Source organism: Adhaeribacter arboris (genome assembly GCF_003023845.1).
GTDB lineage: Bacteria > Bacteroidota > Bacteroidia > Cytophagales > Hymenobacteraceae > Adhaeribacter > Adhaeribacter arboris.
Genome location: NZ_PYFT01000001.1, coordinates 2,403,606 through 2,422,919, shown reverse-complemented (window position 1 = coordinate 2,422,919; position 19,314 = coordinate 2,403,606). Strand labels below are relative to the sequence as shown.

Sequence of the window (19,314 nt, the reverse complement as noted above, 5' to 3'; positions counted from 1 at the left end):
TCTGTTCGATGATTAAGGCCTGACCAGATGCCCATTTCGGTGGTGTTGAAGTTAGGAAGAGCTTATCTAAAAAGTCGTTACAGTTCTGCCATCGGTAAGCACGGTACTGCTAGTGTTGTAATTTTCCAGTAAGGCTATTGTTGCGGCCTGTGTCTTTGGAACTACCTTTTACAAACTGGTTTACTCTATAAGAATCTACCCACTTGCTTTCTACGGCCATATATTAAAATTATTTCCCCTGAATAATACTCGGGCATCGCCTATATTTCGCAAAAGAATATCCAGGTCTTTTTCGGGGCGCAGGGGTAATTAGTTATTTTTAAGGTAATCGCTTTTTTAGATCTTAATTTTCTTGCCGACTTGGTTTCGCTGCGTCCCATACAAATAAGCCAAAATTCAGTATTTCGTTTTCTTTTCTTCCTGCCTACTCAATTTATAATCTTATAATCCTCTTAATTTTTACTGGGGAGAAACGGGTTGGTTGCCTGAATATATACCGAATAATGACAAAACTACCGTTAAAGGGTACAACGGATGCGAACTCGAATTCTGAATTTTTTAGAGTCTGATAATATAGAAAGAAGTATGCTTTAACTAACCTAAATGGGAGGTTATCTCTACAAGTCAACATATTTTATTCTATTGCCAGCTAAACCTTTAAACGATTAAATAAGTAATCAAGAAGGCTGTTCCGGATTTGGAAACAACTAAAGTGCTACTAAAAAGTGCTTTAGAACAAAAACTATGTCTTATTTAATTTAATTAAAACGACTTTTATGCTAGCAATGGATTACCGGGGACCTAAGCGGGTCCGTGTCAGTCAGAAACCAATGCCCGAAATTAAGCACCCCGAGGATGCAATTGTTCGGGTTACCCGTTCTTGTATTTGCGGGTCAGATTTACATTTATACAATGGCAACGTACCCGACACCCGTGTGGGTACTACTTTTGGTCACGAGTTTATTGGGGTAGTAGAAGAAATAGGTTCGGAAGTAACGAAACTGAAAGTGGGCGATCATGTACTCGTACCCTTTAATATCGCCTGCGGCAGATGCCATTTTTGTAAACAAGGTTTGTTTGGTAACTGTCACGAATCTAACCCAATGGCGACGGCAGTAGGCGGTATTTTTGGCTATTCGCATACGGCAGGTGGATTCCATGGCGGGCAGGCAGAGTACGTGCGGGTGCCTTACGCCAACGTGGGCCCCACCGTAATTCCGGAAGGTATGGACCCGGATGATGCTGTTCTGTTAACCGACGTGGTACCTACGGGTTACCAGGCCGCCGAAATGGGCGGTATTCAGCCCGGTGATACGGTAGTGGTATTTGGGGCCGGTCCGGTGGGTATTATGGCCGCCAAATGTTCCTGGTTGTTTGGCGCCGGCCGGGTGATCGTAATTGACCATGTGGATTATCGTTTGGAGTTTGTCCGGAATTACGCGCAATGCGAGGCCTACAACTTCAGAGAAATGGAAGACCCGGTAGTATTTATAAAAAAGACCACCGATTGGATGGGCGCCGACGTCGTAATTGATGCCGTAGGTGCCGAAGCGGCCGGTAATACCATGCAAACCATTACCGGGCGTAAAACTTTAATGCAGGCGGGTTCGGCTACTGCTTTGCACTGGGCCATTAACTCGGTTAAAAAAGGCGGAATTGTTTCGATTGTAGGCGTTTATGGCCCAACGGATAATCTGGTGCCTATTGGTAACGTGCTGAATAAAGGCTTAACTATCCGGGCGAACCAAGCATCGGTAAAACGTTTATTACCCCGCTTGATCGAACACGTTCAAAACGGAATTTTAAACCCGAAAGCCTTAATTACCCACCGGATTCCGTTAGAAGAAGTAGCCGATGGCTACCGCTTGTTCTCCGCCAAATTAGATAATTGCATTAAACCGGTTTTAATCCCACCATCAGCCAGAATGTAAAGTATAATAACTATGGAACATTTAAAAAAAGATTATTCGCATATAAAAGGATGGGGCATAGATGCCGATCCGCAAAACGATCCTACTTACCCCATGAAGCCGCACCGTACCGATGCGGAACAATCGGGTTACAGTTGGGAGCGACCGACGCAACAACCCGTGGATGTAGAAATTCTCCACTCCATAGAACGTCCTAATATATCGGCGGTTTTTGGTACCGCTTCTCCGCCTTCCGGATTAAGCGGGGTGATTCGCCGGTTTGCTTTTAAATACAGCGAGAACAGTTACCTGCATTGGCTTCCTCTCATTCTGGCCGACCGCGTTAACGTAGTAGAAGGTATTATTGATGACATGAAACACGGCCACGTACCCAATATTTTTGAGGAAAAAGGCTATAAAGCCGAGTGGAAACACGATAAAGTAGGCTTACTGACCAAATTTGCCGTGGCCGCGGCTTTAGTAGCTGGGGTAGTAGTGTTGCTAAGCAAAAAGAACGAAGATGATTATGACGAGGACGATGATTAATCTTGTTCTTGTTTTTAAATAGAAATAAAAAAGTCATGGACGTTATCCATGACTTTTTTATTTTAATCGAAAAATCACGGCACTACTTAATAGAAAAAGAAATCAGAATCTCTGCCAATTTGCTACTTTTAAGGTTGAAGCCTGAAAGCCAAAAATAAATTCCCAAAAAGTATTTTTAATGTATTTAGAAACTTTGCCTTAAGTAGAAGTATTTTGTCCAGCGCAAACCTTTTCCTTTTAACCTTTTCCTTACCCCATATCAATTAGCATGAACGGAGTGATGTTTCAGGGCTTTCATTATTTTTTAGACAAAACTTTCCCGGAAAGCAATGGCCGGAATCTATGGGAGTTTTTGAAAGATGAAGCGGCTTATTTAAGTCGCAGCGGCATTTATGCTGTTTGGATTCCGCCGCCTTACAAAGCCGAAGGCAAAAACAGCGTGGGGTATGATGTGTACGACCATTTTGATCTGGGTGAATTTAATATAAAAGGCAGACCCCAAATAGCTACAAAATACGGCGACAAAACGCAACTACTCGAAGCCATTACCGCCCTGCATAATGCGGGTATTCAGGTTTACGCCGATGTGGTATTAAATCATAAAAGCGGGGGCGAAGCTGATGGCGAATTCTGGGAAGCCATCCGGGTAGAACCGGAAAATCGTGCTTATGAACGCTGGGGCAATGGTTTTGAAGAAGGCAAAATAGATATCCGGGCCTATACCATATTTCAGAACAGCACCCGCGGCGATAAGTATTCTGCTTTTAAATGGCGGGTAAAACATTTTGATAGCGTAGATACGGTAGTAGAAATCCGCCAGAACGGTAATTCTTTCCCAAAAGATAGCCGCGGATATATTTACCGGTATTTGTGTAACGAACCCGGCTACGATCCTCCCTGCAAGAATTTTGAACGATGGGTTTCTTTAGAAAAAGGAAATTACGATTACCTGACGAGTAGTGACATAGATTTTGGCCGCTACGATGTGCGGGAAGAAATGAAGTATTGGGGCGAGTGGCTGGTGAAAGAGCTTAACCTGGATGGGGTAAGACTGGACGCAGTAAAACATATTAGCGGCAATTACGTGCGGGAGTGGCTCGGACACGTACGGGCAAAAACGCAGAAAAAATTATTTGCCGTGGCAGAATATATTGCCAGCGAAACCAAATACTTGCATGAATATATCTCTATCATGTCAGCACCGGATAGTTTTCCGCAAACCATTACTTTATTCGATTTTCCCTTGCGGTTTAAATTTAGGGAGGCTAGTTGGAAAGGAGAACTTTTTGATCTTCGGGAATTGAATTACGGTATCTTAATGGTCGAACAACCCACGATGGCGGTAACTTTTGTCGAAAACCATGATTATGAATATGGCCGCCAAGTAGATTCGCACGTAAAAGAATGGTTTAAACCGCTAGGCTATGCTTTTATTTTGCTCCGGCAGGCCGGCTATCCGTGCGTATTTTTTCCGGATCTTTATGGCTCCGTAACCACCGGCGATCACCAGGGGCAACCTTCCGGAAAAAACTACCTGGAATTATTACTTAAACTCCGGCAACAATTTGCCTTAGGAGAGGAGCGCTATTCTGCCGAGGCCAACGTAGCGGGTTGGGTGCGGGTGGGTTTTGTACCCAGAGCAAAAGGCGCCATGGTTACGGTAATCAACAACAGTTTTAATAAAGTGAAGGCCATAAACGTAAATACTGGCCGGACAAATAAACAATTTTATCACTTAGCTACCATAAAATGGACACCCGGCGGCTTTCTGGTGGTAAATAATCGCTATGAACAATACGGCGACAAAGCCCAAGAATTATGGACGGATGCAGAAGGCTGGGGCAATTTTCCGGCCGATGGCGGTTCAGTGAGTATTTGGCTGGAAGAAGGTACTCAACTCGATTAATTTTTTCAGGAATTTTGGTTAAGGCAGCTAAAGCTAATGATATAGCCAATCGCATTAATTAACTGCCATAATGGCTACGGATAAAACCCGGCAAATTTTCAAAACCTGCCGGGTTTGCTGCCCTTTTAGGATGCTGCTAGGATTGCTAATAAACACTATTTGGTATTAGTTAATGCACTCTTTAAACTTTAATTTTATGTTCCGGAGCTGTCGGATTCTGGTTATTTCCTTGTTTTCCTTTCCTAAAATTAGTTTCTTATATGCCTCAAATTGTATAAACCTGATTTATGAGAAAATTTCTTTATAACCGAAATATTGAGTCAAGTTTCCTGTTATTATCCTGGCTGTGCTTTTTTATTTTTAGTACGATAGAAGTGGGAGCGCAAACGAAAACTCCTAGCCCGACATCATTTCCTATAAAACGCGGTACCAATATCAGCCATTGGTTGTCGCAGAGTACCAGGGTAGGAGCCGAGCGGAAAGCTTTTTTTACGGAGAAAGATGTAGCCAATATTGCTGCCCTGGGTTTTGATCATATCCGGTTGCCGATTGATGAAATGCAAATGTGGAAGGAAGCGGGTCAGAAAGAACCCGAAGCATTTGTTCTTTTGCACAATGCTTTACAATGGTGTCAGAAGTATAAATTAAAAACCGTTGTGGACCTGCATATTTTGCGTTCTCATTATTTCGATGCCACCGAAAAGCCACTCTTTACCCAAGCGGCAGCGCAAGAACGTTTTTACCAGTGCTGGCGCGACCTTTCGGCCGAAATGAAAAAATACCCGGTTACGCAGGTAGCTTACGAATTAATGAACGAACCCGTAGCGGATAATCCGGAAGACTGGAATAAAATTGTCGAAAAAGCAATAAAGGTCATCCGGAAGAATGAGCCTAACCGGATAATTGTAGTAGGCTCTAACCGGTGGCAATCGCACGAGGAATTTGATAAGCTTCGGATACCCGCCAAGGATAAAAATATTCTGTTAAGCTTTCATTATTATCTGCCTTTTCTGCTCACGCACTACCAAGCCAGTTGGACCAAAACCGCAAAATACAACGGACCAGTACATTACCCGGGACGCACCGTGACCGACGAAGAATTGGCGGCCTTACCCGCCGACATAGCCAGCCTAGTTTCTAATTACGAGAAGAGCCACGTGAAAACGGTATATAACGCCGAAAAATTGCAGCAGGATTTTCAAAAACCCTTAGATTTTGCCCGTAAGCACGGCTTACAATTATACTGTGGAGAGTGGGGCGCTCTAAATACCACGCCCCAAGCCGACCGCTTGCGCTGGTACCAGGATATGGTTACGACCTTAGAGAAAAACAACATTGCCTGGGCTAATTGGGATTATAAAGGGGGCGGCTTTGGCTTCACGAACAACCAGGGCGAAAATTACCAAACCGAGATGATTCAGATTTTAACGGGTAAAGACGTAAGCGCCCAAAAATAACGGAAAAGCTACCGCCTGGCGGGGATGCCCGAGCGGTAGCTTTTCTAAAAAATTTACATTTTAGATTTATTCGGCTACGGAATAAGCTTGTTCTGCTGCTTGTTTTAACGCGGGTATATTAATTTTTTTCATTTGCATCATGGCTTCCATTACCCGTTTTGCTTTTTGAGGGTCCTCGTCTTGCAGCAACTGGAGTAAAACAGGAGGTACAATTTGCCACGATAACCCGTATTTGTCTTTCAGCCAGCCGCAACGGCTTTCTTCGCCGCCAGCGGTTAGTTTTTCCCACATATCGTCGATTTTTTCCTGCGTTTCGCAGTTTACTACAAACGAAATGGCTTCGGTAAATTTAAAACTTGGTCCCCCGTTTAAAGCCGTAAATTCTTGTCCGGCCAGGGTAAAAGAAGCCGTCATGACGGTACCTTTCGGACCCGGTCCGGCGTCGCCGTAACGAACAACACTGTTAATTTTAGAATCTTTAAAAATAGAAGTGTAAAAAAGCATGGCTTCTTCAGCTTGATTATCGAACCATAAAAAAGGGGTGATTTTTTGGCGGTTACTTTGGTTGATTTCCATAATATTTCAGCGTTTTGTTTAAACAAAGATGAAGAAACTAGCTCATAATCCAGGAGTACAAAAACGACAATTAGCGGGGTGTTTGCGCCAAATTAGAGATTTGCCTAAAGCTTCTGTTAACTAGTTTGCTTACTGGTTGGCAGACCTCGGTTGGCTTTTCCGGGATGGAACGTGCGCAGCACGCTCCTACACGTCGGAATTCCGACACCTGTCGGGATCGGAACCTTAGAGGGCCCTCCACCCCCAAATAGATGTTAATTTTTCTTGGCTAACTGATTTGTAATGAATAGAAGTAATAATAAAGATACCTCTTCCTTATTTCTATTGAGTATCAGTAAAAAGTTTAGTAAAAAATTTATGGTTAAAGTTAGGGCTATACTATGCCGGCCTACAATAATAAAATAGAAGCGGGTTTAACATCTAATATCTAACATCTAGTATCTTGTTAAAGGCGATCTAGTAATTGCAGGAATTCTTCTTTTTTCCGGCGGGAAATGTCTACGTGGTGGTTATCGGTCAGGATGACGTAGCCACCTTCGCCTTTTACGTATTTGAGGATATGCTTTAAGTTGATGAGAGAAGAATGGTGGACCCGGCAAAAGCCGGATTCGGTGAGTAAATTTTCAAAATCAATAAGTTTCTTACAGACGAGTTGCTTGGGTTTGCCTTTTAAAAACAAAGTAGTGTAACTTCCGTCGGCCTGGCAATAAATAATATCATCTGTCAGGTAAAAATCAATGCCATCGTGGGTAGGAACCGCCAGTTTTTCAATTTTTCCGGAGGTGTGTTGGCTATTATTCAGGGCCGATTGGTAATGATAAGGAGGGCGGGATAATAAGGCTTGGGCTTTTACTTTTTGTACCGCCTGCATAAGATCATCCACATCCACGGGCTTAAGTAAGTAATCCAAAGCGCTGAATTTGATAGCTTTAATGGCGTAGCGGTCGAAGGCGGTAACAAAGATAACGGCAAAGTTAATTTTCTTAATTTGTTGCAGCAGGTCAAAGCCCGACATGCCGGGCATTTGTACATCCAGAAAAACTAAATCGGGTTCTAGTATTTCAATAGCTTCCAAGCCTAGTGGGGGAGTTTCGCAGCAGCGGAGAATAGTTACGTCCGGGCAATATTTTGCCAAAGTCATTCTCAGAGCTTCCCGGGCGTCTACTTCATCATCAATTATAATAGCTCGTATCATTCCTTTTTAGCCTAACGGAACGTCAATGTCCACCCGGGTGCCTACAGCCTGATTAAGCGAATTTTTTAAATCCGTTATGTGAATTAACTCACCCGATTTATCTTTATTCAATAATCTTAGCCGTTCTTCGGTTATTTGCAAGCCCATGGACTTACGACCAATAATTGATTTTTTCTCCAGAATGGTGGCCATTTCCCGGCCCACCCCATTGTCTTCGATTACGCAGGTTAGCCTATCGGCTTTTTCCTCGATGCTGATGCGAATAAAACCGGGTTCGTTTTTTTCTTTGTGCATTAATCCGTGCCAAATGGCGTTTTCAACAAAGGGTTGCAGCACCATAGGGGGTAGAAACGTATTTTCCTGGTCAATGGCATCTTCTACCCGGAACTCATACCCAATCCGGCCTTTAAAACGCAGGCTTTCTAATTGCAAATAAGCGTCGAGCATGGTTAACTCATTTTCCAGGGATACCGACGTTTTTTCGGAATTTTCCAGAATCAACCGGATTAATTTTGAAAGTTTCACGAGGTAGCGCGAAGCACAATCGGCATCGCCATCCAGAATCAGTCGGTTAATCGAGTTCATGCAATTAAAGATAAAATGCGGATTCATTTGCGCCCGCAAAGCTTTCATTTCCAGCTCACTCATCTGGCGCTTTAAATTGGATTCTTTAATCTCCTGGTTCTTGGCCATTAATATTTTTTGATTTTTCAGCCGTTGCCGCAGCAGAAAAATCAGTAATAAACCAATAACGCTAACTAGTACTATTCCGCCTACCAAGGCTTTTTGTTGCAGCGCTTGCCGTTGGGCTTCTTTTTGCTGTACCAGTTTCTCTTTCGCCAGAATAGCTATTTGTTTGTCTTTTTCCTCGGTTTCGTATTTCGTTTGCAATTCGCTGAGTTGCTTAGTGGTTTCTTCGTTCAACACGCTATCTTTTAAAGCCGCGTATAGCTGGTGGTAGGCAAGAGCTTTCTCAAAATTTTGCTGCCCGGAATACAGTCCCGATAGTTTTAAATAAGCATCTCGTAAGATGGGTTTAGCGCCAAACTCGTTCCCCAATTGCAAGGCCCTTTGCAGGTAATGCGTTGCTTGTGAATAATCTTTCAAAAATAAATACGTTTCTCCCACCAGAATTAAATTAGCCCCCAACTTATCTTTCTGCGAGGCCTGTTCCCGGATGGTTAAGGCCCGGCGATGATACACCAAAGCGCTATCGTATTGTTTTAAAGCACTAAATACTTCGCCAATATTACTTAGTGTGGTGGCGGCGGTGCGCTTCGAGCCAATAGCATAGCTGATTCGGAGCGACTGTTTGTAAAAATTCCGGGCTCTATTATATTGTTTGGTTTCGGTGTAGGCATTTCCTAAGTTTACCAAAACCCTTAATTTACCCATCTTGGCGTTTAGGTCAGGCTTTAGGCGGTTAAAGTTAGTTAAGGACTGATTGTACATGAGAATGGCATCTTCCCACTTTTTCACGGACGTAAATAAGTTGCCAATATTCATGCATACCCGCGCCACCCCGAAGAAATTCCCCCGCTTTTCGTATAACTTTTTAGCCCGGTAGCTAATTTCCAGGCTTTTGTCATAATTGCCTAATTCATGATGTACCACTGCCAATTGAAATAAGCCATTAGCTTGTCCAACCGAATCCTGGCTTGTCTGGCAAAAGTTCAGGTACTGATTTAAGTGCTGAATAGCTTCGGTGAATTTTCCATTAAAGCGGGCCAGCATGCCGTAATAATAATGCGCGGCAGCCACACCCGCTTTGCTTTTTAAGTGGCTGGCAACTATTTGAATACTATCAGCATACTGGTAAGCTAAATCTAAGTTACCAATGGTGCTGGCATAGGTAAAGCATAGCTGCCCGTACATATCTATTTTAGCGGCTTCTTTATTTGTAATAGATAAAAGTGCTTTTAAGCTGTCTACCTCGGCTTGGGCCAAGGGCGATACTTGTTGCAAAGATTGAGCTTTCTTTACTGGAACTGCTTTTACTACCCAGCAACAAAAAGGCAGGTTAAGTAGCCATAGTACCAAAATAAGAGAAAATAAAAAACGACGAGGTTCCATAACTGTACCGTGACAGGTAACCACTCGGTTAAGTACGTAACAAAGTAACCTTACATCAAGGTAAGCATTAATGGAAGAAAATACTAAAAGATTATCAGGTAATTAGGATAAGAGATTAGGCTAATACCGCTTTAAAAAAGCTTTAGCCACATGGGCTTTTTTGCCATAATTTACCGGCGATTTTTCGGCTTTAATAAGGATTTAATATTTGCTTATTGTACCTCTTCCTAAAGCTTCAGCTCTAGCCTTGGTAGAGCCACAGTCAGAGACGAATATTTAATTTCGGGATTGGGCGGCTATTTTTTTTGCCTGGTTCGCAGTATAACTTAAATTTAAAACTACGTACTGGCCTTAAAACTGCGCGATAGCATCTTTTAACGCTACAAATCCAATGGTCGTGCCGGGAGGAGCCGCGCTGAGCACGCAAGACTGATTATTTTCGCACTGATTGGCAGGACATTCCGTACCTGCCTTGATTACTCTTACCCAGGTAATGCACTGGTAAAAGGGGGAACACTTTTTACCAATGCATAACTTTACGGGAACGCTACCATAACTACCGGATTGTTCTACTATTGTAACGGCCCTCGCAAATTGCCCGGCAAGCGGAGAGGGTACTCCAATTAATCCAACTGTTGCCAGCTTGCCGGTAGAGCGTAGTTGAACGTTTTCAAGCAAGACATATTCCGTAGCCGGGTGGTTAAGTAGCGGTAACAGTTGCGCTTGGGCAGTTGCCGACCGGGTGGTTTTCAACCAATTGACAAACTGTTGTTTGTTTACTCCGGTTACCTGCGCCAGGTTAATAGGATAAATCGCGTCATCATAGTTATAATTTATTACCTGGAGCGCCAATTCGTGCATGTGGGTTGAAGTGGCGGACTGACTAGTAGCGGACGCGGCTTCTAAGGCGGGAGAGGGTGGGGGTTGAGCGGAGGAACGGAAATCGTCCCCTTCTTTTTCGCAGCTCCAGGCTACTAGTAACAGGAAGAGTAGCAGATAAAATGTTGTACGGTTCATAAGTTTATAATTAAGGATTGATAAAAGGTAAAGGAAAGGTGCGGAAACGAGTAAAAACAAGCAAAGAGTAATGCGTAGTTGGTAGCTTTTACTCCACAGGCGGCGGAATTTGTTTTTTAACTGGCTTTTAGTTTTCGTCAGGTCGTAGAAGCAGACTGTTCATTTTAGAGCGCGTCGCCTTAAAAAAAGAACAGTTTAAAAATAATCGGGGGCAATACTCCTAGCCAATAGTTACTCGTGCATTGGATAGGAGAAACAAGTTGAGCCGGTAGAACTTAAATCTTCGCTTTATTTCACTAATAGCCGTTGGGCTCTTCCGCGAAGTAGGTAGTATTTTATAAAAGTACAAAATCAGTAAACAGGAAAGCAACAATTTTATTAATTCTTCCGCGTAACAGGTTAGCAGAGCCAATTAACGCGGCCAGCCGGGAAGCAAACTAAGTTGAGGAAACGCATCAGCACCATAACTTGGAGACGGGGACCAGCCTCAGAGACCAAAACTCTAATACGTTTTTTATTTTAGTCTGCTATTAATTTATAGAAACCCTTATTCGCTTGCTTTACTCTACGCGTTTTAAATCTACATTGTGGATGGGATTAATGACTAAGGGTACTTTTTCAATTTTAACCGAACTGGTATCCAGGCCAAACCACTTGTCTTCGGAAGCGGTAAAATCTTTAATATAATAATAGGCTTGCATAATTAGCTTTTCATCCAAAGGCAGGTCATTTTCGACGGATAAGTACTTTTCGAGTACCACAAACCGGAAGTCGCCGATTACATTCTGTTTACTTAAAGATTCGTACCGACTGGTAATATCCACTTCTTTATTTTTCACCAGGTTCTCCACCACTTTCCGGTAGTATAAGTTAATGCGTTGCTCTACCCGGAAGCCTAGATTAAAATCTACCCGGATAATATCGTTTTTTGCAATATGATGCACTTTATATTCCATCGTGTACGGATCGTCGGTGGTATTTACGTGCAGAAACCAGTAGATATCGGCCCTTTTGGGGCGTTTCTGAAAAATAGAATAAATAATTTTAGATTCAATATCGCTTTTACGTTCGGCACTGGTCATGTATATTAAATGCGTCGAGTATTTGGGAATAGATTCATCTTCGCTTAATTCTTTTAAGGGTTCTATATAACGATCTAATCTTACCTCTTCCGTTAAGCGGCGCTTAATGTAAAAAGAGCGAATCCAGGTATACATCACGGTAATCAGGAGCAAACCAATAGCTACCGATACCCAGCCCCCGTGCGGGAATTTTAGTAAATTAGCTATCAGAAAAGACACCTCAATCGTTAAATAAATACCTAAAAATAAATAAATGATCAGCTTAGAAAATTTCTTCAGATATAAATAATAACTCATTAAAATAGTAGTAGCCAGCATGGTTACCGTAATGGATAAGCCGTAAGCAGCTTCCATGTTAGTAGATTCCTGAAAGTACAGTACCACGGCCACGCAACCCGCCCACAATAATTTATTAACGCTGGGTACAAATAACTGTCCTTTTACATTAGTAGGGTAAATTAAGCGTACTTTGGGCCACAAATTAAGCCGGATGGCTTCGCCGATTAAAGTAAAAGAACCCGTAATTAAGGCCTGACTGGCGATAATAGCGGCAATAGTAGCAATAACAATCCCGATGATTAAAAACCAATCGGGCATGACACCATAAAAGGGATTGTCGTTCTCCCCCAGTTTTTGATTCAGGTGCTGCGATAACCAGGCGGCCTGGCCAAAGTAATTTAACAGCAAACAAGTTTTTACAAAAATCCAGCTAATCCGGATATTTTCGCGGCCGCAATGCCCTAGGTCGGAGTACAAAGCTTCGGCTCCGGTGGTACACAAAAAAACCGCGCCTAACAGCCAAAAGCCTCCCGGGTAAAGCACCAGCAAGCGGTAGGCGTGATACGGATTAATGGCTTTTAGTACTTCCGGATGATCCAGAATATTCGTGATTCCCAGTACCGCCAGCATGGTAAACCAAATAAACATGATGGGTCCGAAAGCTTTACCTACTATTTGTGTACCGAAGCTTTGCGCAATAAATAATACCGTTAAAATAGCCAGTACAATAGGTACCGTGGGCAGATCGGGATTAATAATGCGTAATCCTTCTATCGCCGACGACACCGAAATAGGAGGCGTAATAATACCATCGGCCAGCAAAGCGCTTCCCCCGATAATAGCCGGAATAATGAGCCATTTGGCTTTGCGCCGCACCAGAGTATACAACGAAAAAATACCCCCTTCCCCGTTATTATCGGCCCGTAAAGTAAGTACCACGTATTTCAGGGTGGTTTGCAAGGTTATCGTCCAGAAAACGCAGGAAACGCCGCCGTAAACTAACTCCAGATTCACAATACTGCCCCCACTCAAGATGATGGCTTTCATAACGTACAACGGCGAAGTACCTATATCGCCGTAGATAATACCCAGAGCAATTAGTAAACCGGCCGTAGAAAGCCGGTTATGCGAGTGATTATGGTTTTTTGACATTTTTACAATAAATCAACATATCGTACTAACTGCCTCCCTTTATAACTTTGTTGCGAATGGAAGGTTGTAATTATTTATAGGGTAATAATAAAGTAAGATGGTGAGAAGGAAAAACCAGCATCTGACTTTGTTCAGGTGAATGAATAACCAGGTAATAATTTTGGTCATGAATACCGCACAAAGGTAATTACTAATTTATTTATATAGCCTTCTTTTACTGGTACGGGCGCATAAGAAAAGCCTGTTTGCATAACTACTTCTATCCCCGGTTAAATTACCAATCGTACCCCACCCAGTTCTTGTAAACCATAATGAAACCGTTGACCAGGCGAACCAATGAACATAAAGTTTTTGGGTATATTCCACTTTTTAGATAACTCATCAATTAATTGGGGACCAAAATGCCCTTTGAGAACAATAAAATCTACGTCCATATCCGGGTAAGCCCGGTCCAGCACGTCTACTTCGTGCATTAGTTTTTTCGGCGGCTGTTCGTTGTCGCCCAGCACATTTACAATTTTAATGCGGTTGGTGTGTTCGTTATCTTCAATGTAACGCATTACCTGGTTAATGTTGGCAATATTATCGCCCCGCGTAAAAAATACAAATTGCTGCGAGTTTATTTCCGTAATCTTTCTTTTCAGCCGGTACGAGGTAAAAGGCAATATTTTCGAAAATGGTCCTTCGAACTGCTTTACCAGGTAAGTAAACATCCGCAGCAAAGTAGTGCGGTACAGCATAAAATAAACGAGAGCCACCGTGGGAATGAAATATTTTAAAAATACAAATAAGTACGGCGGGTTTAGAATGGCATTACCCACCAAGGCGGCTACTACGGCGCCAATCGCCACAAACAAAGCCCACCCCGAAGCGCGTACCGGGCGCGGCAACTGGTCGCGCCGCAGTTTGAGCAGTATATTGCCCACCCCAAACAAAGCCATTACCGACAAGAATGAAATGGTATAAACCCCGGCTAAAGCCCCTAAATCACCTTTGGTAATTAAAAGTATAGATACGCACAACAGAAAAAAGGCCACCATAATCAAGTAAGCCGTGCCGCGCCGGTTGGTAATGAGTAAAAACTGGGGCAAACAGCGGTCCAGCGTCATGCGGTGCACTAAACCGGTTACGCCCACGTACGACGTTAAAACCGCTCCACTCAGGACCATAGCCGCATTTACCGATACCAAGATCGCCAACCATTGTCCGCCGGCCACTTCGCCAATATACGCCAGTAAAGCGGCCTGATGCTCGGGTACCGCGCGCATCGGAATTATGGCCAGCACCAGAAAAGCCGTAAGCGGATTAAATATAGTAACGGCCAGCCACATGTTGCGTAAGGTTTTCGGGAAAACGCCCCGCTCTTGTTCCTCCACAAAATTAGCCGAACTCTCGAAGCCCGAAATGCCCAGCATGGCCGCGGCAAAACCAAAAAATAAAGCCCGCCAAATGCTGCCTCCCGGCAAAGGCTGCGCGAAATTAGCCGCAAACGTATCGAAGCCGTGATGAAATAGAAAAATAACGCCCACTAGAATGAGTAAGATAAGCGTACTAATGTGGGTGATAAAAATAATGACCGCCACAAAGGAAGATTCGCCAATACCCATAATAGTTAAACCCATAAAAATGGCCAATAAACCAATAGTGGCGTACATAACGGGCAAGCCTTCCCACAGGTGATGCACGTAATGCATGGCTTCACTCGCCGAAATAACGGCGGTAGCCATGTAAGACAATAAGGTAAGGCAAGCGGCCAGCGAAGCGGTTCGTTTACTGGTAGTATTTAACAAGGCATTGTAAGCGCCGCCGTTTAAGGGTAAAGCCCCTACTACTTCGCCGTAAATTTTCCGGAATAAAAACAACACGGCCCCTACCATTAATAATGCGATCCAGGCATATTGCCCGGCGTAAATAATAGCCAGCGCTGATACGTATAAACAAGAAGAAGTAATGTCGTTACCGCAAATAGCAGTTGCCGGAAGCTCTTTTAATTTAGGCGCGTGCGCGGGAGCAATGGCATGCGTTAAATCTCCTTTATCCATGTAAATATTTTCAAAATAGCAAGCTTTTCGTTTGTAGCCAGGCGGAATTAAATATAAAACCTGTTACGTAGGGCTTAGGCTGGATGTTCTACCTGTTTGGCTTACTGACGCAGGCGTAGCGGATCTACAGGAAAATAAACTTTTGAGCGCTTCTCTATAATTCTTGTTTTTAGCTACCAAATAGTAGCTTCCAAAGATTGGATAGTAAGTGTATACTACTCTCCCCAGCTGTTTGTTGGAGCCTTTACAAGGCTCCAACAAACAGCTGGTGCTTATAACGTGTTATGGGAAAACTTAATTTCTATTTACTATCAGCCAATACTTTCCTGCTTGAGTAAGGCCGGGAAATTACGATAGAATAAAGCAAAATTTTACATTTTTAATAATAACTACGATTAAGCCAGATTAATTTTTTAATGCGCTACTTGCTCTTTAATACTGGCATTAATCAGGTCGGGCAGGTTGAATATAAAACTGAACATAATTAGAAACGTAATGCCGCCAATCAAACTTAAATAAATGGTAGCGTGCTTAATTGTTTTTTGAGCGGTATTAGTTTTTACAAGTACCGCTTGCATATTCAGTTCCTCAATTTCGTGGATCGCCGATTGGGCCGAGCGGGCGGCTTGTTGCCTGGCAGCTAAGGTGATGGCATTATTGCTCATTACCGTAAAACTTTGCCGTAACCGGGCAACCGCTTCCGCTTCACCTTTTTCCGTAATGTTGTTTTCTTCTTTTACTAGTTCCTCCGTAAACTTCCGGGTGGCTGATTCAGATAGAGGTACGTCATTATTGTCCAAAACTTTTCGCATCTCTCGAGTCATGGTTAAAGTATTATAATTGTCTTTCAGGATAATCTCTGAGCTCCGGGCGATTTGGCGCAGGTAATACAAGGACAGCGCTCCTCCCAGAACTACTAAACCGAAGAGCAGCCAAAAACTAAATTTAAGTTTATTTCGTGTTTTCATTTTAGGATAGTAATAATAAGTTTATGCTTTATTTTTAACGTAGGTACATCATCCGAAAAAAGGAATTAGAAGCACAGACCCAAAGTAGGCTGCGAGCAATTTACGGGCGGGAAACATGCTAATGTATACTATTAACCTACCGGCAAACTAAAACTAAAAACAGAACCTTCGCCTAATTCGCTTTCCACCCAAATAGCGCCGCCCTGGGCCGTAATAAATTCTTTGGAAATAGCTAAGCCCAAGCCCGTTCCCCCTTTAATCGAATCAGCGTCCGGCACCTGAAAAAATTTATCGAAAATCCGGTCTTTGTAGCGGGCATCGATGCCCCGGCCAAAATCCTGCACCGAAAAGCGCACAAACCGGTTGCTGGCAGAGGTAACGTACCCCGCACTAATAATAATGCTGGCTTGTTCCGGGCTATACCGGATGGCATTAGATAAAAAGTTTACCAGCACCCAGGCCGTTTTCTCTAAATCGCTGTTTACCGGGGGCAATTCATTTGGAATATTCGTTTCTAATTTTACTTGCTTTTGCTCCGCTTGGAACCGGATGGCTTGAACGGCATACTGAATAATTTCTTTGGGCAGCGTTTGGCGGCAATGCAGCTGAATATTCCCGGTTTCAACTTGCGCTAAATTGAGTAACTCGCCGGTAATGCGCAGAAGCCGGTCGCTGTCCTCGGTAATGTGTTCTAATAATTTTTGCTGCTCCGGATTAACCGACCCGACCCGTTCGTCGCGCAGCAATTTTAAGCTCATTTTAATCGACGAAATGGGCGTTTTCAATTCGTGCGAAATGGTGGCAATAAAATTCGTTTTTGCCAGGTCGAGCTCCCGGAACTGAGTAATATTTTTTAAAATAATTACCTGACCGATTACTTTTTCGGTTTCGGTGGCCGTAGTGGGTGACTTAATGCCAATTACATCTTTCGCAAAGTAACTTTCCTTGCCATCATCAAAAATCTTCAGCGGCTCTTGCCCGTTTTCCGAGAGCAAATGGCGTAATAAATCGTTATGCAGGGCTACGTCGGGAGCGTATTTTCCTACCAGGTCCGCATCGGTTAAGCCCAGCAGTAAAGTAGCTTCGTTGTTCGAGAATAGAATGGTGTTTTTCTCATCCAGTCCAATAATCGCGTCCGACATGTTGTTGATAATGGTTTCGATGCGGCGCTTTTCGAACATGATCCGGGCCAGGTTGCTGTGTTCGTATTCGTCGAGTTTGCGGGCCATTTGGTTAAAAGCATCGGCTAATTCGCCAAATTCGTCGTTGGCCGCAAAGTGCAGCCGTTGCTCGTAGTTGCGGTTAGCAATCTGCTTAATACTTTCGGATAATTCCCGGATAGGATTGGCAATATACCCCGGAAAATTAATAATAAACGTGAGCGTAACCAGAATGCTGAACGTACCAATAATAACCAGGTACATAATTACCCGGTCGGCCGTTTTTTGGGCCACATTATTTTTACGAACAATAGCCTGCATGTTAATATCCGTTAATTGAAATACATCTTGCCGGATGGCAGCTATTAAAGAGTTGACCGTACCTTGGTCTTTTTTGGGAACTAGTTCCTTTTTCAGAGCATCGAAATTTTCATTAACCGACAAGGTAATTTCCTGCTCGCCTACTTCCGTGAGATTATTTAATTGCCGCTGCAGATTGGTTTCAAAAGTTTTGATAGCTAGTGGATATGCACTGGTATCGGCTAATAAAAACACCTCGGAGGCTTGCAGCATATTTTTACCATACTCCAGCGATTCGTAATTATCTTTTAAAACTTCTTTCGATTCGGCGGCGAGCCGGTTGGCATAGTAGGCTCCTAGCCCGGCCAGCAATAAAATTACCGCGAATAAAAAGCTTAAGCCGAGTGAGAGTTTGGTTTTAATATTCATCAGGCTAAAATTACAAGGTCGGTTTCGGGGGGTAATTGCTGCAGTAATTTGCTGAAAATGCTTTGCTTAAACACGTACTGGATTAAACTTAAATGCGGTTTACCCATGCAAACCGTAGTAATTTGCTTTTGCGCGGCTGTATCTACAATGGCCTGGGCTACGTCGTCGCTTTTAACTTTTACTACTTCGGCGCCCAGTTGGGTGGCTAATTTCATGTTATTGATTAAATGCCGCTGCGCCGCTAAGCCTATTTTATCGCCGGCTTCGCGGGCCGTTTGCACGTATAACACCAGCCAGGGCGAACTGTAATACGAGGCCAGCCGAGCCGTTTTGCGAATCATTTTTTTAGCCGACGCATCGTTGGTACTAATGCAAGCCATAAACCGTTCGGGCTTTAACTGGTTAATGGCCGGAATTTCCGCTTCTATTTTACGTTCTACCTGGTGCGCCACTTCGCGTAGAGCCATTTCGCGGAGCTGCAGTATTTTCTCGGTTTTAAAAAAATTACTCAGCGCAATTTCAATCTTCGATTTGTCGTAGATTTTCCCTTCTTTTAAACGGGTTATTAATTCTTCGGCGGTTAAATCAATGTTTACCACTTCGTCGGCCAGGCGCAGCACCCGGTCGGGCACCCGTTCTTTTATCTGGATGCCGGTAATTTCTTCAATTTCGGCGTTTAAACTTTCCAGGTGCTGGATGTTTACCGCGCTAATTACATTGACTCCGGCATTAATCAGTTCAACCACGTCCTGCCACCGTTTTTCGTTTTTGGAGCCTTCAACATTGGTGTGGGCCAGCTCATCTACCAGCACTACTTCCGGGTGAATAGTTAAAATGGCGGCTACGTCCATTTCTTCCAGTTCTTTGCCTTTGTAAAACAACTTACGCCGCGAGATAATGGGTAAACCCGCTAATAACTGGTGCGTTTCCGGGCGGTTATGCGTTTCAATGTAGCCAATTTGCACGTCGATGTTATTTTTAAGCAACGCGTGGGCTTCTTGCAGCATGCGGTACGTTTTACCCACGCCGGCGCTCATGCCAATGTAAATTTTAAATTTTCCCCGTTTCGACTTCTGTATGAGGTCGAGGAAATGTTGCACCGATTGCTCTTTTTCCGGCATATTAGTTAAATAGACACAAGTATCTGGATGTTAGATGTTAGCTATTAGCTATTAGCTACTAGACGCTAGACTTATATTTAGTTAAACCATTGAATAGAAAA

Annotated in this window: 13 protein-coding genes; 4 read left to right on the top strand and 9 right to left on the bottom strand. The window is 43.4% G+C overall.

What is annotated here, in order from left to right; all coding sequences use genetic code 11:
- Window positions 1-776: 776 nt before the first annotated feature.
- The 4 genes from AHMF7605_RS09895 (at window position 777) to AHMF7605_RS09880 (ending at window position 5,819) form a co-directional block, all read left to right on the top strand.
- Window positions 777-1,931 (top strand): zinc-dependent alcohol dehydrogenase, encoded by a 1,155-nt coding sequence (locus AHMF7605_RS09895; protein ID WP_106928805.1) that lies wholly within the window; start codon window positions 777-779, stop codon window positions 1,929-1,931.
- Between the two features lie 12 nt (window positions 1,932-1,943).
- Window positions 1,944-2,456, top strand: coding sequence for a hypothetical protein (locus AHMF7605_RS09890; protein ID WP_106928803.1), 513 nt, complete (start codon window positions 1,944-1,946; stop codon window positions 2,454-2,456).
- A gap of 268 nt (window positions 2,457-2,724) precedes the next feature.
- Window positions 2,725-4,362, top strand: a complete 1,638-nt coding sequence (locus AHMF7605_RS09885) for an alpha-amylase (protein ID WP_106928801.1) — start codon at window positions 2,725-2,727, stop codon at window positions 4,360-4,362.
- 287 nt (window positions 4,363-4,649) lie between these two features.
- Window positions 4,650-5,819, top strand: a complete 1,170-nt coding sequence (locus AHMF7605_RS09880; protein WP_199200217.1) for a glycoside hydrolase family 5 protein — start codon at window positions 4,650-4,652, stop codon at window positions 5,817-5,819.
- A gap of 66 nt (window positions 5,820-5,885) precedes the next feature.
- On the opposite strand, the gene AHMF7605_RS09875 is transcribed toward AHMF7605_RS09880, so the two are convergent.
- The 9 genes from AHMF7605_RS09875 to AHMF7605_RS09835 all read right to left on the bottom strand — a co-directional run bounded on the left by AHMF7605_RS09875 (window position 5,886) and on the right by AHMF7605_RS09835 (window position 19,213).
- On the bottom strand, window positions 5,886-6,395 hold the full coding sequence (locus tag AHMF7605_RS09875) for a VOC family protein (RefSeq protein ID WP_106928799.1): 510 nt from the start codon (window positions 6,393-6,395) through the stop codon (window positions 5,886-5,888).
- Between the two features lie 445 nt (window positions 6,396-6,840).
- Window positions 6,841-7,590, bottom strand: a complete 750-nt coding sequence (locus AHMF7605_RS09870; RefSeq protein WP_106928797.1) for a LytR/AlgR family response regulator transcription factor — start codon at window positions 7,588-7,590, stop codon at window positions 6,841-6,843.
- Between the two features lie 6 nt (window positions 7,591-7,596).
- Window positions 7,597-9,663: a tetratricopeptide repeat protein gene (locus AHMF7605_RS09865; RefSeq protein WP_106928795.1), complete on the bottom strand. Its 2,067-nt coding sequence runs from the start codon at window positions 9,661-9,663 to the stop codon at window positions 7,597-7,599.
- 351 nt (window positions 9,664-10,014) lie between these two features.
- A complete protein-coding gene (locus tag AHMF7605_RS09860) occupies window positions 10,015-10,680 on the bottom strand; it encodes a hypothetical protein (RefSeq protein ID WP_106928793.1) in 666 nt (221 codons plus the stop codon).
- A gap of 560 nt (window positions 10,681-11,240) precedes the next feature.
- The gene (locus tag AHMF7605_RS09855) at window positions 11,241-13,193 is read right to left on the bottom strand and encodes a KUP/HAK/KT family potassium transporter (RefSeq protein ID WP_106928791.1); all 1,953 of its coding nucleotides are present in this window, start codon (window positions 13,191-13,193) and stop codon (window positions 11,241-11,243) included.
- A 269-nt stretch (window positions 13,194-13,462) separates the two neighbouring features.
- Entirely contained in the window at window positions 13,463-15,235 is a 1,773-nt protein-coding gene (locus AHMF7605_RS09850) for an APC family permease (RefSeq protein ID WP_106928789.1), read from the bottom strand.
- Between the two features lie 413 nt (window positions 15,236-15,648).
- Entirely contained in the window at window positions 15,649-16,203 is a 555-nt protein-coding gene (locus AHMF7605_RS09845; protein ID WP_106928786.1) for an MCP four helix bundle domain-containing protein, read from the bottom strand.
- A gap of 131 nt (window positions 16,204-16,334) precedes the next feature.
- On the bottom strand, window positions 16,335-18,092 hold the full coding sequence (locus AHMF7605_RS09840) for a HAMP domain-containing sensor histidine kinase (protein WP_106928784.1): 1,758 nt from the start codon (window positions 18,090-18,092) through the stop codon (window positions 16,335-16,337).
- A complete protein-coding gene (locus AHMF7605_RS09835) occupies window positions 18,092-19,213 on the bottom strand; it encodes a sensor protein KdpD (protein WP_106928782.1) in 1,122 nt (373 codons plus the stop codon). Before AHMF7605_RS09835 ends, AHMF7605_RS09840 begins: the two co-directional genes overlap by 1 nt.
- Between the last annotated feature and the right edge of the window lie 101 nt (window positions 19,214-19,314).